This is a genomic window from Curvibacter sp. EU05-FHT14A10 (assembly GCF_058791075.1).
Genome location: NZ_JBYTDE010000001.1, coordinates 30837 through 44509, shown reverse-complemented (window position 1 = coordinate 44509; position 13673 = coordinate 30837). Strand labels below are relative to the sequence as shown.

9 protein-coding genes and 3 tRNA genes are annotated in these 13673 nt (G+C 62.1%); 2 read left to right on the top strand and 10 right to left on the bottom strand.

The window, feature by feature from the left end:
• Positions 1–2 precede the first annotated feature (2 nt).
• A complete protein-coding gene (locus AC3WUT_RS00170; RefSeq protein WP_492345053.1) occupies positions 3–1058 on the bottom strand; it encodes a tetratricopeptide repeat protein in 1056 nt (351 codons plus the stop codon).
• An 80-nt stretch (positions 1059–1138) separates the two neighbouring features.
• On the opposite strand from AC3WUT_RS00170, the gene AC3WUT_RS00165 reads away from it, so the two are divergent.
• Positions 1139–1546, top strand: a complete 408-nt coding sequence (locus AC3WUT_RS00165) for a hypothetical protein (protein ID WP_492345052.1) — start codon at positions 1139–1141, stop codon at positions 1544–1546.
• A 62-nt stretch (positions 1547–1608) separates the two neighbouring features.
• Here the strand turns inward: AC3WUT_RS00165 and AC3WUT_RS00160 are convergent.
• From AC3WUT_RS00160 to AC3WUT_RS00120, 9 genes are all read right to left on the bottom strand, one after another.
• Positions 1609–1682 (bottom strand) — tRNA-Cys (locus tag AC3WUT_RS00160).
• Between the two features lie 53 nt (positions 1683–1735).
• A tRNA-Gly gene (locus tag AC3WUT_RS00155) sits at positions 1736–1811 on the bottom strand.
• Between the two features lie 114 nt (positions 1812–1925).
• Positions 1926–4361 (bottom strand): endopeptidase La, encoded by a 2436-nt coding sequence (gene lon, locus AC3WUT_RS00150; RefSeq protein WP_492345051.1) that lies wholly within the window; start codon positions 4359–4361, stop codon positions 1926–1928.
• 126 nt (positions 4362–4487) lie between these two features.
• Positions 4488–5753: an ATP-dependent Clp protease ATP-binding subunit ClpX gene (gene clpX / locus AC3WUT_RS00145; RefSeq protein WP_492345050.1), complete on the bottom strand. Its 1266-nt coding sequence runs from the start codon at positions 5751–5753 to the stop codon at positions 4488–4490.
• Positions 5754–5852: 99 nt separating this feature from the next.
• Positions 5853–6461 (bottom strand): ATP-dependent Clp endopeptidase proteolytic subunit ClpP, encoded by a 609-nt coding sequence (clpP, locus tag AC3WUT_RS00140; protein WP_492345049.1) that lies wholly within the window; start codon positions 6459–6461, stop codon positions 5853–5855.
• A gap of 104 nt (positions 6462–6565) precedes the next feature.
• Positions 6566–7876, bottom strand: coding sequence for a trigger factor (gene tig / locus AC3WUT_RS00135; protein WP_492345048.1), 1311 nt, complete (start codon positions 7874–7876; stop codon positions 6566–6568).
• 73 nt (positions 7877–7949) lie between these two features.
• Positions 7950–8036, bottom strand: a tRNA-Leu gene (locus tag AC3WUT_RS00130).
• A gap of 177 nt (positions 8037–8213) precedes the next feature.
• Complete coding sequence (locus tag AC3WUT_RS00125; protein WP_492345047.1) at positions 8214–11381, bottom strand: efflux RND transporter permease subunit; 3168 nt, start codon at positions 11379–11381, stop codon at positions 8214–8216.
• A gap of 8 nt (positions 11382–11389) precedes the next feature.
• On the bottom strand, positions 11390–12586 hold the full coding sequence (locus AC3WUT_RS00120; protein ID WP_492345046.1) for an efflux RND transporter periplasmic adaptor subunit: 1197 nt from the start codon (positions 12584–12586) through the stop codon (positions 11390–11392).
• 136 nt (positions 12587–12722) lie between these two features.
• On the opposite strand from AC3WUT_RS00120, the gene hpnC reads away from it, so the two are divergent.
• On the top strand, positions 12723–13625 hold the full coding sequence (gene hpnC / locus AC3WUT_RS00115; RefSeq protein ID WP_492345045.1) for a squalene synthase HpnC: 903 nt from the start codon (positions 12723–12725) through the stop codon (positions 13623–13625).
• Positions 13626–13673 lie beyond the last annotated feature (48 nt).

The following is a 13673-nucleotide window of genomic DNA, read 5'->3' as shown; positions in this document are numbered from 1 at the left end:
ACTCAGGTTTCGTCTTTTTGTTCAGAAGCAAGCCGCCAACGGTCCCCATCCCTGATCATGACAAACCGTTTTCTGGTTTGATCGCGGTAGGTCGCTGATTGATACCGCTGCACCGCAGCGACGCTCAGGCGTTTTCCATCCAACCACTTCACAGCGGTGACATTCAAAGAGACATGAATGTTGCCGGCGCTGTCAAAAACCCGCTTCTTGAAAGCGATCCATTGGCTCACCGATTTGAAAGGAGACGGGAAATACCCGGGCATGTAATGTGCGCGGTATTTTTCAAGCGAGCGCTGAGACCAGTCCTGACGCCAGGCTTCCAAAGCCTGCAATGCCGAAGAACAGGCACGGTCGTCTGTCGGTGGGCACAAGGCAGCACCCGACTCCATCGGCCCCGCCGACACCGGGCGCAGCGCTTCGGGTCGGATGTCAAGCGGACGTGGGTCCAGCACCGCAGGCACAGCGACCGGCGTCGCGACCCCCATCGGGCGCGTGCCCAACAACGTCACCTCTGAGCGACGCGATGGCGCCGGCGCTTCCGGCACCACGGTGGGGCTCGCTGCCGAAGGTGCCGACGCAGGAGGCACTGGAGGCACGGGGACCGCAGCCTGCGCCGTGACCGTGGCGGGTGCCGCCGGCACGGCCCTGTCGCGGATCAGGCTCTCAATCATTTCATTCTTGCGCAACAAGGCCTGGCGCCCCGGGTCCAGTTCCGCGGCCAATTTGAAGCTCTTCCAGGCCAGCCCCAGGTGGATGCGGCCCAGGCTCTCGTGGGTGGAAGCCTGCTTCGGCGCCAACTCTCGTGCCTTGGTCAGGTTCTGACTGGCCCGCTCAAGGTCATCGGCACGGGCATCGATGGCCGCGAGGTTCACATAAGGCGCGGCCTGGGTCGGGTAGGCATCGCGCAGTCGTTCGAACACCTTGCGCGCCTCATCGGTGTCGCCAAGCTGCATCAGCACGATGCCCCGCTTCAACTGCATCTCCGGCGGCAAATTGCCGCGGCGCTCCACCTTGTCAATCAGCGCCAGTGCATCGTTGTAGCTGCCGTCGGCAATCAAGGCGTCGAGATCGGACTTGAGGTTGGCATTCACCAACGCCAAGGTGTCGGGAAGGCCTGTCACCGGAATGCAAAGGGCACATGCTGCAGTCGCAACGGCAAGCATCACTGGCATTCTCATCAACACAGGCCCTCGGCAAAATAGGAATGGTGTGGCAACGAAGCTGTGTTGAACCTTGGGTGCAATCGCCTACAAACCCCATCCAAAATCAGCCTCAATCTGATAAATCAGATCAGGATGGTCTGAGCAATCACACCTCAGGCAACATAGCAACAATTTTTGCACATTTTTTCAAATGTACCCAAGGAATGATGCCCGAAAAATATAAAGCTTTCGATAACGAAATCACCAAATATGGCCGTTTGTCACACCGACACGCCAATCGGAAACCTTGGCAAGCCACACGCAAAGAGAGAGGCGACATCACCCCGCTCAACCCCCCTGCCAAGGCCTGCAGCAGAATCTGCCAGTGTGAAGAAATGAAATGATGAAATGCAAAAAGCCCAGCATGGCTGGGCTTTTTTTGGGACATCCGACAGGGATGAAAAGATGGAGGCGCGATCCAGAGTCGAACTGGACTAACCGGATTTGCAATCCGGGGCATAACCGCTTTGCTATCGCGCCGTGCTGACTGCTCTGACGAAAAAGGGAAGCAATGGCTTCCCTTTTCGGAAATCTGGAGCGGGAAAAGAGTCTCGAACTCTCGACCTCAACCTTGGCAAGGTTGCGCTCTACCAACTGAGCTATTCCCGCGTTTTGACTAAACCTCTCAACAAACTCTTTGATCAAGTTCGTTGCGATCCAAAAATTATAGCCCAAATTTCGCTCTCTTCAGAACTCGCAGACCGAAATTTGAGCCCAGCCGCATCAATGCTTCAAGCCGTCAGGGGCAACCGCAGGCGCAGGCGTGGCCGCAGCAGCCGTGCTCGCAGCCACTTCCTCATCGGTCAGCGGCACAGGCACGCGCTCCAAAGCCACCTCCAGCACCTTGTCGATCCACTTGACCGGCACGATCTCGAGACCGTTCTTCACGTTCTCGGGGATCTCCTGCAGGTCTTTGACGTTCTCTTCCGGGATCAGCACGGTCTTGATGCCACCGCGCAAGGCCGCCAACAGCTTCTCCTTCAAGCCCCCGATGGCCGTGACCTCGCCTCGGAGCGTGATCTCACCCGTCATGGCCACATCGCTGCGCACCGGAATGCCCGTGAGGGCAGAAACGAAAGCCGTGGTCATGGCGGCACCGGCACTCGGGCCATCCTTGGGCGTGGCCCCATCGGGCACGTGGATGTGGATGTCGTTCTTCTCGAACACCTCGTTCTTGATACCCAATGCCCTGGAGCGACTGCGCACCACGGTGCGCGCCGCCTCGACGGACTCTTTCATCACGTCACCCAGCGAACCGGTGCGGGTGATGTTGCCCTTGCCAGGCATGAGCGCCGCTTCGATGGTCAGCAGATCGCCCCCCACCTCGGTCCAGGCCAGTCCGACCACCTGACCGACCTGGTTCTGTTGCTCGGCACGACCGTAGGAGTACTTGCGCACCCCCAGGAACTGATCGAGGTTTTCGCCGTTCACCACCACCTTGGGTGTCATCTTCTTGAGCAGCAAGCCCTTGACCACCTTGCGGCAGATCTTGGAGAGTTCACGCTCAAGGGAGCGCACACCCGCCTCACGGGTGTAGTAGCGCACCATGTCACGGATGGCCTCTTCGGTGACCAACAGCTCGGTGTCCTTCACGCCGTTGTTCTTCATCTGCTTGGGCAGCAGGTACTTTTCGGCAATGCTGGTCTTTTCGTCTTCGGTGTAGCCCGAGAGGCGAATCACTTCCATGCGATCCAGGAGCGCGGGCGGGATGTTCATGGAGTTGGAGGTGGCCACGAACATCACGTCAGACAGGTCGAAGTCGACCTCCACGTAGTGGTCGCCAAAAGTGTGGTTCTGCTCCGGGTCCAGCACCTCCAGCAGAGCACTCGAGGGATCGCCCCGGAAATCCGTGCCCAGCTTGTCGATCTCGTCCAGCAGGAACAAGGGGTTGCGCGTGCCGACCTTGGTCAGGCTTTGCAACACCTTGCCGGGCAGGGCGCCGATGTAGGTGCGGCGATGCCCCCGGATCTCGGCCTCGTCACGCATGCCACCCAGCGCCATGCGCACGTACTTGCGCCCGGTGGCCTTGGCAATCGACTGCCCCAGTGAGGTCTTGCCCACCCCCGGAGGGCCGACCAGACACAGGATGGGTGCCTTCACCTTGTCGACCCGCTGTTGCACCGCAAGATATTCAAGAATGCGGTCCTTGACCTTCTCAAGGCCATGGTGGTCTTCGTTCAGCACGTTTTCAGCATTGCCCAGATCGTGCTTGATCTTGGTTTTCTTGGCCCAGGGCAAGCCCACCAGCACGTCAATGTAGTTGCGCACCACGGTGGCCTCGGCCGACATGGGCGACATCAGCTTGAGCTTCTTGAGTTCGCTCTCGGCCTTCTTCAAGGCGTCGCGGGGCATCTTGGCGGCCTTGATGCGCTTCTCGATCTCCTCGATGTCCGCACCCTCTTCACCTTCACCCAATTCCTTCTGAATGGCCTTGACCTGCTCGTTCAGGTAGAAGTCGCGCTGGTTCTTTTCCATCTGCCGCTTCACGCGGCCACGGATCTTCTTGTCGACATTGAGGATGTCGACCTCGCGCTCAAGCTGTTCGTACAGATTTTCCAGGCGTTCCTTGATGCCCGCCAGATCGAGCACCGCCTGCTTGTTGTCCAGCTTCAACGGCAAGTGGGCCGCAATCGTGTCGGCCAGGCGCCCTGGATCGTCGATGCTGGCGATCGACGTCAGGATCTCGGGCGGAATCTTCTTGTTGAGTTTGACGTACTGGTCAAACTGCTGCATCACTGCGCGGCGCAGGGCTTCGATCTCGCTGGCTTTGGCACCTTCGGGCTCCACCTCAGGCACGGGCAACGGCAGCACGGTGGCCGAGAAGTGGCTTTCGGCGTCATCGATCTTCTCGACCGTGGCACGTTGCTGCCCTTCGACCAGCACCTTGACGGTGCCATCAGGCAGCTTGAGCATCTGCAGAATGGTCGAGACGCAACCGACCGAGAACATATCAGCCACCGAGGGCTCGTCCTTGGCGGCGGTACGTTGGGCCACCAGCATGATGCGGCGCTCGGCTTCCATCGCCAACTCCAGAGCCTTGATGCTCTTGGGGCGGCCGACGAACAGCGGGATCACCATGTGAGGGAACACGACCACATCGCGCAGCGGAAGCAGCGGCAGGTCGATGGACGTGGCAGGCAGAGGGGGTTGTCCGGACATGGATATCCTTTGGTTACCTGTTGAATATGGTCCGCAAACGGGAGATTTCAACCCGCCGGGGCCGACACGGCAGCCAAGCAGCCGCCGTGCCAGCACCAGGCTGGGTCATGTTGACAGCCCAAGGGCTCAAGCCTTCTTGGCCGCCTCGCGATACACGAGCAGCGGCGGCTTGTTCTCATCGATGGTGGACTCGTCCACCACGACTTTCTCGACATTCGAGGCATTCGGCAGATCGAACATCGTGTCGATCAGGGCATGCTCAAGGATGGAACGCAAGCCACGTGCACCCGTCTTGCGGGCCAAGGCCTTCTTGGCGATGGCCTGCAGCGCCGCCGGGCGGATCTCCAGGTCAACGCCTTCCATGGCCAGCAGCTTGTGGTACTGCTTCACGAGAGCGTTCTTGGGCTCGGTCAGGATCTGCACCAGCGCATCTTCACTGAGCTCGGCCAGCGTGGTGACCACCGGCATGCGCCCGACCAGCTCGGGAATCAGGCCGAACTTGATCAAATCCTCAGGCTCCACCTCGCCGAACATTTCGGTCAAGGTACGCTGCTTCTTGCTCTTGACCGAAGCGCCAAAACCAATGCCCGAGGCCTCGGTGCGGTTCTCGATCACTTTCTCGATGCCAGCAAACGCGCCACCGCAGATGAACAAGATATTGGTGGTATCGATCTGCAGGAAGTCCTGGTTCGGATGCTTGCGCCCGCCCTGGGGAGGCACGCTCGCCATGGTGCCTTCGATCAACTTCAGCAAGGCCTGCTGCACCCCTTCGCCCGACACGTCGCGGGTGATCGAAGGGTTGTCCGATTTGCGCGAAATCTTGTCGATCTCGTCGATGTAGACGATGCCGCGCTGGGCCCGCTCGACATCGTAGTTGCAGCTTTGCAGCAGCTTCTGCACGATGTTCTCGACGTCTTCACCCACATAGCCGGCTTCGGTCAGGGTGGTGGCATCGGCCATCACGAAAGGCACATCGAGCATGCGCGCCAAGGTCTGGGCCAACAGGGTCTTGCCCGAGCCGGTGGGCCCGATCAGCAGAATGTTGCTCTTGGAGAGTTCAACCTCATCCTTGGCACCCTTGTCCTTGTGGCGCAGGCGCTTGTAGTGGTTGTACACCGCCACGGCCAGCGTGCGTTTGGCCACTTCCTGGCCGATCACATAGTTGTCGAGATTGAGCTTGATCTCGGAAGGCGTCGGCAAATCGCCGCGGGCCTCTCGCCCCGCCTCGGTCGAAGGCAGCTCATCGCGGATGATTTCGTTGCAAAGATCAATGCACTCATCGCAGATGAAAACCGATGGACCGGCGATCAGCTTCTTCACCTCGTGCTGGCTTTTGCCGCAAAAGGAGCAATAGAGTGTTTTCTCGCTGGTGGAGCCTTTTTTGTCGGCCATGTCGGAAATGCCTTGTAACGCGTTGTTCTAGATGATAGCGAAATAAAAAACGGCGCTTCCCTCTCCCGGGAAACGCCGCTCATTCAGCCGGGATACTGGTCAAGGCCGCTTGGCAATCACCTGATCCACCAAGCCGTAATCTTTGGCTTCGTCGGCAGACAGATAGTAATCGCGCTCGGTATCGCGCTCGATCTTTTCCAGCGGCTGCCCGGTGCGTTCAGCCAGGATCTTGTTGAGCTGCTCGCGGGTCTTGAGAATCTCGCGGGCGTGGATCTCGATCTCGGTGGCCTGGCCTTGTGCGCCACCCAGCGGCTGGTGAATCATCACCTTCGAATTGGGCAGCGAGTAACGCTTGCCCTTTTCGCCGGCGGCCAGCAAGAAGGCGCCCATGCTGGCAGCCATGCCGATGCACAGGGTCGACACCTGGGGCTTGATGAAGTTCATGGTGTCGAAGATGGCCATGCCGGCGCTCACCGAACCACCCGGCGAGTTGATGTAGAACGAAATGTCCTTGTCGGGGTTTTCGCTCTCCAGGAACAGCAGCTGCGCCACCACCAGGTTGGCGGTCTGGTCGTTCACCGGGCCCACCAGAAACACCACGCGCTCCTTCAGGAGACGTGAATAAATGTCGTAGGACCGTTCGCCACGACCCGATTGCTCGATGACCATCGGGACCATGCCCAGGCCTTGAATGTCCAGTGCGCTCATGTTTTCTCCAAGGGGAAACCTAACTGTACCCAAAAATGAAGTGGGGCCTGCGCAACAAAGCACAAGCCCCTCAGCATCTCAAAAAAGAGAGATCAGATCAGGTTTCAGGCCTGGCCCATCAGTTCGTCGAACGAAACCGACTTTTCAGTGACCTTGGCCTTGGACAGCACGAATTCGGTGACGTTGTTTTCGATCACAACACCTTCGACTTCGGCCAGGCGGTTCTGGTCACCAAAGTACCAGCGCACCACTTCAGCCGGCTTCTCGTAGCTGGCAGCCAGCTCTTCGACGTGGGCCTTGAGTTGCTCGGGCTTGGCTTGCAGTTCGTTGGCACGAACCAGCTCGGCCACCACCAGACCCAGGCGCACGCGACGCTCGGCTTGGGGACGGAACACGTCGTCAGGGATCGGGGCCTTGTCGGCGTCCTTGATGCCGCGCTGCTTCAGGTCAGCACGGGCGCCTTCGACCAGACGGCCGATTTCAGCCTGGATGCTGGCATTGGGCAGGTCGAGTTCAGCCTTGCCCACCAGGGCATCCATCACAGCCTGCTTGTTGCGGGCCAGCAGACGGAACTTGACTTCGCGCTCCAGGTTGGCCTTGATGTCGGCGCGCAGAGCGTCCACGGTGCCGTCGGCGATACCCAGGGTCTTGGCCAGGGCATCATTCACTTCGGGCAGGTTGGCGGCTTCGATCTTCTTCACGGTGACCAGGAAGTCGGCTTGCTTGCCGGCCACATCCTTGCCGTGGTAGTCGGCCGGGAAGGCCAGGGGGAAGGTCTTGCTTTCGCCGGCCTTCATGCCACGCACGGCGTCTTCGAATTCCTTCAGCATCTGACCGTCAGCGATCAGGAACTGGAAGTCTTCGGCCTTGCCGCCGGCAAAGGGTTCGCCGTCGATCTTGCCTTCGAAGTCAACCGTCACGCGGTCGCCGTCCTGGGCAGCCTGATCCTGAGCGCGCTGAGCGAAGGTGCGGCGTTGCTTACGCAGGATTTCCAGAGTCTTGTCGATGGCGGCGTCGTCCACGTCGGCCGACAGCTTTTCGACTTCAGCTGTCGACAGGTCGCCGATCTTGACTTCGGGGAACACTTCGAACACAGCGTCAAAAGTCAGCTCGCCTTCGGGCGCGCCTTCTTTTTCGGTGATGCGGGGCTGGCCAGCCACACGCAGCTTGGCTTCGTTGGCAGCCACGGCAAAAGCCTCGCCCACCTTGTCGTTCATCACTTCGTACTGAACGGAGTAGCCATAGCGCTGGGCCACCACGGCCATCGGCACCTTGCCCGGACGGAAGCCGTCCATCTTGACAGTGCGGGCCAGGCGCTTCAGGCGCGTGTCCACTTCAGCCTGGATTGCCGTGACGGGCAGGGTCAGCGTGATCTTGCGTTCGAGCTTCTCGAGGGTCTCAACGGTAACAGCCATTGTTTTCTCCTGATATGGCGTGTCAGGCCGCGTGATGTGCACGTCCTGGCCTGGCGTAAATAAATCTCACAAGTGGTGCGCGGGGGGGGACTCGAACCCCCACACCATTGCTGGCGTCAGGACCTAAACCTGGTGCGTCTACCAATTTCGCCACCCGCGCGCCTGAAAACAAAACGGGCGATCAGTTCACACTGACCACCCCAACGAAATCGGTCAACCTTCTATTTTAGCGGGATGAAATCCGGGTTCCGGCCCGAATCCGGGTCAGATGCAGGGTTCTGGAGCCTCCAAAGGCCTCAAAACCCTGCAAATTTCGCGCTGCAGGCCGCGCCAACGCTCAATTCACCTCGATTTGAGGACGCTTGACGCGGAACCAGGCGGCGTACATGGCCGGCAAGGCCAGCAGCGTGAGCAAGGTGGCCACGATCAGGCCCCCCATGATGGCCACCGCCATCGGCCCCCAGAACACGCTGCGCGACAGCGGGATCATCGCCAGCACCGCCGCGGCCGCCGTCAGCACGATGGGGCGCAAGCGGCGCACCGCCGACTCCACGATCGCATCCCAAGCGGGCACGCCCCGGGCGCGGTCCTGCTCGATCTGGTCGATCAGGATCACCGAGTTGCGCTGGATCATGCCCATCAGCGCGATCACCCCGAGCAAGGCCACGAAGCCGAACGGCCGGTTCAACACCAGCAAGGCGCCCGCCACACCGGCAATGCCCAGGGGGCCGGTGAGGAACACCAGCACCGAGCGGCTGAAGCTCTGCAACTGCAGCATCAGCAGCGTGAAGGTCAGGAACAACATCACCGGCAGTCCGGCGGCGATGGAGGCCGAGCCCTTGCTGCTTTCTTCCACCGCGCCGGCCACTTCGATGCGGAAGGCCTGGCCGGAGGCCTGCCACTTCGCTTCCAGCGCCCGCAGCTCAGGCAACAGCTCAGCCGTCACGGTGGCCCCTTGCAGACCCTCCACGATGTCGCCCTGCACGGTCACCGCGTAATCGCGGTTCTCGCGCCACATCACGCCAGGCTCCCAGGTGAACACCGGCTTGGCGATCTGGGTCAGCGGGATCGAACGCCCGTTGGCGGTGGGCAGGTAGGCATTGCCCAGGTCAGTGATCGCATTGCGTTCCTCCAGGGGCTGGCGCACCACGATGTCGATCAGCTTGTCGTTCTCGCGGAACTGCCCCACCGCCGTGCCCGACAGAATGGCGGCCGAAGCCTGCGCAATCGCCTGGCTGGTCACGCCCAGGGCACGCGCCTTGGCCTGATCGACCTCCATGCGGATCACCTTCACCGACTCGTTCCAGTTGTCGTTCACACCGCGCATGTGGCTGTTCTTGCGCATCAGTTCCTTGACCTCGTCGGCCCGCTCACGCAGCACCGCCGGGTTCGAACCCATCACCCGGAACTGCACCGGATAAGGCACCGGCGGTCCATTGGGCAGCAACTTGACGCGCCCCCGCACCTCTGGGAACTCTTCGGCCAGCAGGGCCGGCAGCTTGATGCGCAGGCTCTCGCGCACCTTCAAGTCCACCGGCAGGATGATGAATTGCGAGACGTTGGTCTGCGGGAACACCTGGTCCAGCGGCAGGTAGAAACGGGGCACGCCCGAGCCCACCCAGGTGCTCACGCTCTTCACGCCCACCTCTTCGCGCAGGCGGGCTTCGACCCGCTGGGTCACCGCATCGTTGGCGGCGAACGAGGTGCCTTCGGGGAACCAGATGTCCACCAGAATCTCAGGCCGGCTGGAGTCCGGGAAGAACTGCTGCTGCACCTTGCCCATGCCCACGATGCCCAGCGCAAAGATCGCCAGCGTGGCCGCGATGGTGGCCCAGCGGTGCGCCACGCACCAGGTCACGGCGCGACGGAAGGTGTTGTAGAACGGGGTGTCAAACATCTCGTGCGGTTCACCCCCCTCATGCCCGGCACCCATTTCCTGCACATGGGGCGGGCGCTTGAGCAACCAGGCCCCCAGGTAAGGCACGAAATAGACCGACACCACCCAGCTCAGCACCAGGGCGATCACGGTCACGGCAAAGATGGCGAAGGTGTACTCACCCGTCTGTGACTTGGCCAGCCCGATCGGCAAAAAGCCGGCCGCGGTGATCAACGTGCCCGTCAGCATGGGCATGGCGGTGATCTCGTAGGCAAAGGTGGCGGCACGCACCTTGTCGTAGCCCTCCTCCATCTTGCGCACCATCATTTCGACCGCAATGATGGCGTCGTCCACCAGCAGGCCCAGCGCAATGATCAACGAGCCCAGCGAGATCTTGTGCAGCCCGATGCCCCAGTACCACATGGCCAGAAAGGTCACGGCCAGCACCAGCGGAATCGTGATGCCCACCACCAGGCCAGGGCGCACGTCGATGTAATAGCGACGCCACAGCGGCTGGCTGCCCGGACGCTTGTGCAGCCCCAGGCTCACAAAGCTCACGGCCAGCACGATCACCACGGCCTCGATCAGCACGTGCACGAACTCGCCCACCGAGGTGGTCACCGCCTTGGGCTGATCCTGCACCTGCACCAGGGTCAGGCCGGCCGGCAGGCTTTTCTCGATCTTTTCAGTGGCCAACTGCAGTTGCTTGCCCAGTTGGATGATGTCGCCGCCCTTGGCCATCGACACGCCCATGGCGATCACTTCACGACCGTTGTGGCGCACCTTCACCGACGGTGGATCCACATAGCCACGGCGCACCTCGCCGATGTCGCCCAGGCGCAACTGATTGCCCGAGCTGCCGCGGATCGGCATGGCGCGCAACTGCTCCACCGCCTCGAACTGCCCCTGCACCCGCACCTGCACCACATCCTGCGGCGTCTGCACGGCACCGGCGCTCTCCACCGCGTTCTGCGCATTGAGCTGGGCCAGCACGGCATTCAGGTCCAGGCCCAGCTGGGCCAGGCGCTTTTGCGAGATCTCGATGAAGATCTTCTCGTCCTGCACACCGAACAGCTCGACCTTGGCCACGTCAGGCACGCGCAGCAGCGACTGGCGCACATCGTCGGCAAAGGTCTTGAGCTCGGCATAGCTGAAGCCATCCGACTCCAGCGCATAGATCACGCCATACACATCGCCGAACTCATCATTGAAGAACGGCCCTTGGGTACCCGAAGGCAAGGTGTATCGGATGTCGCCGATCTTCTTGCGCACCTGGTACCAGACGTTGGCCACATCACCGGGCTTGGACGAGTCCTTGATCTGGAAGATGATCTGCGATTCGCCCGGCTTGGAGTAGCTGCGGATGCGGTCCGCATAAGGCACCTCCTGAAGCGTCTTTTCGAGCTTGTCGGTGACCTGCTCGGCCACCTGCTGGGCCGTGGCCCCGGGCCAATAGGTGCGAACCACCATGGCGCGGAAGGTGAACGGCGGGTCTTCGTCCTGGCCGAGCTGAAAGTAGGCCGCAAAGCCCAACAACATCAGCACCACCAGCAGGTAGCGGGTCAGCGCCGGGTGATCCAGCGCCCATTTCGACAGGTTGAAGCTTTCCTTGGGCTGCGCGTTGCTCATGCCGGACCTCACTTGGCCGCAGCGGCAGGAGCGGCATCAGCCGGGGCAGCGGCCGATGCCGCGGGGGCAACCTCCGCGCCGGGCAGCGCCTTCTTGGGTTGGTAGATCGTGACCTTCTGGCCAGGTGACAGCACGTGCACACCGGCGGCCACCACCAGGTCGCCGGGCTTGATGCCCCCGGCCACCACCGCCTCATTGCCATCGGCCGTGGCGATCTCCACGGGCTGCAGGCGCACGGTCATGGCCTTGGGATCCAGCACCCAGACGGCGGTGGATTTCCCCTCCTGGCGCAGCGCGCTGGTGGGCAGCTTCAAGACCGACGGTGTGGCCTTGTCCAGGCCTTGAGGCAACACGTTCACGGTCGACCCCAGGGCCGGTGCGCCTTGTACCGGCAAGGCGACTTTCACTGTGTAGGTGCGGGTCACGGCGTCGGCGCTGGCGGCCACTTCGCGCACCTCGCCTTCAATCTCACGCCCTTCAGACCATACCTTGACCACCACCTTGGCCCCCACGCGCACCGAGCCCACCTTGTCTTCGGGCACGGCAAACACCACGTCGCGCTGACCGTCCTGGGCGATGCGAACCACCGGCGTGCCAGATTGCACCACCTGACCCGGCTCCGCCTCGATGGCCGTCACCACACCCGACACGTCGGCCGCCAGCGAGGTGTAGGCGATCTGGTTGCCCTGGCTGGCCAGTTGGGCCTGGGCCTGCTCCAGCGTGGCCTGAGCCGCCTTCAGGGTGGTTTCACGACGCTGCAGCTCCGAGCCGCCGATGAAGTTCTTGTCGTACAGATCCTTGTAGCGGCGGTAATCGGCTGCCGCCAGATCACGGTTGGTCTGGGCCGAGGCCACCTGGGCCCGTGCCGCGTCGGCGCCCAGCTTGTAGTCCTGCGGATCCAGCTGCGCCAGCACCTGCCCCACCTGCACCCGCTGCCCCAGCTCGGCCTGGCGGCGGATAATCTTGCCGCCCACCCGAAAGCCCAGACGCGACTCGATGCGGGCCCGGACCTCGCCCGAGTACTCGTTTTTTGTCCCCATGCGGCTTTCTGCCACCGTCAGCACCTTGACCGACCGAACCGGTTCGGCCGCCGGTTCGGGGCGTGAGCAAGCGGCCAACAGGGTGACCAGGGACAAAATGAGAGAAACGCCAACGATCCCACCAAAAAGGGGACGGGCACGGTGGACATTCACAGTGACGGGCATGGGCAACCTGCTGAACGAAGTGCGGGTAAGCGGCACCAAGGGAGCCCTTGGCACCAGAAAAGTGTCAAGTCACCAAGGCCAAGCCTGGGGTTCAACATTAATGACTGATTGGTTAGTAGCCTAAGGGATTGTTCTGATGCATGTCAAGCCAAGCGCCGCCGCAACCCCCAAGGTGCCCCCTCATCGCGATACTGTGCAAACTGAAGTGTTGCCGCTGACCCACTACGAGAATTTCCCGGTGGCTTCCTGGCTGTGTCCGCCCCGGTTGCGCCCCCCGATCGCCGCGCTGTACCACTTTGCCCGCACCGCCGATGACATCGCCGACGAGGGCGACGACAGCCCGGCGCAACGCCTGGCGACCCTGGCGGCCTACCAGGCCGAGTTGCACGCCACATTGGCCGGCACGGCGCCCAATGCGCGATGGCAGCCGGTACTGGCGCCACTGGCCCGACAGCAGGCGGCCTGGGGCCTGCCGGTGGCACTGCTGGACGACCTGATCAGCGCCTTCATGCAAGACATCGCTTACACCCGCGATCAGCACCTGTACCCGGACCGCGACAGCCTGCTTGACTACTGCCGCCGCTCGGCCAACCCCATCGGACGCCTGCTGCTGCACCTGCACGGCGTGGCCGAGCCCGGGGCCCTGGCGCAAAGCGACGACATCTGCAGCGCCCTGCAACTGATCAATTTCTGGCAAGACCTGAGCCAGGACATTCCGCGGGGGCGCCACTACCTCACCGTGGCCGACTGCCTGCGCCATGGCGTGCCCCGCAGCGAGCTTCAAAGCGGGTCCGCCAGTCCCGCGGCCCTGGCCCTGATCGCCGACAACCTGGCCTGGGCCGAACAATTGATGCACCGCGGCGCCCCGCTGGTGCACCGCCTGCCCGGTCGCGCCGGCTGGGAGCTGCGCCTGGTGGTGCAAGGCGGCCTGCGCGTGTTGCAACGCATCCGCGCCACTGGCGGCAACCCGCTGGCCCGCCGCATCAAGCTGGGCCGGGCCGACGCCCTGCCCCTGCTCTGGCGCACCCTCTGGATGTGAATGGCCTTGAGAAGCTGCGGCCTGCCCCCCCCTTCACAAGATGGGACA

Coding starts and splice junctions, on each gene's coding strand:
- AC3WUT_RS00165 (WP_492345052.1), top strand. CDS start 1,139: ATGCTGCAGTCGCAACGGCAAGCATCACTGGCATTCTCATCAACACAG.
- lon (WP_492345051.1), bottom strand. CDS start 4,361: ATGTCCGGACAACCCCCTCTGCCTGCCACGTCCATCGACCTGCCGCTG.
- clpX (WP_492345050.1), bottom strand. CDS start 5,753: ATGGCCGACAAAAAAGGCTCCACCAGCGAGAAAACACTCTATTGCTCC.
- clpP (WP_492345049.1), bottom strand. CDS start 6,461: ATGAGCGCACTGGACATTCAAGGCCTGGGCATGGTCCCGATGGTCATC.
- tig (WP_492345048.1), bottom strand. CDS start 7,876: ATGGCTGTTACCGTTGAGACCCTCGAGAAGCTCGAACGCAAGATCACG.
- AC3WUT_RS00125 (WP_492345047.1), bottom strand. CDS start 11,381: ATGAGCAACGCGCAGCCCAAGGAAAGCTTCAACCTGTCGAAATGGGCG.
- AC3WUT_RS00120 (WP_492345046.1), bottom strand. CDS start 12,586: ATGCCCGTCACTGTGAATGTCCACCGTGCCCGTCCCCTTTTTGGTGGG.
- hpnC (WP_492345045.1), top strand. CDS start 12,723: ATGCATGTCAAGCCAAGCGCCGCCGCAACCCCCAAGGTGCCCCCTCAT.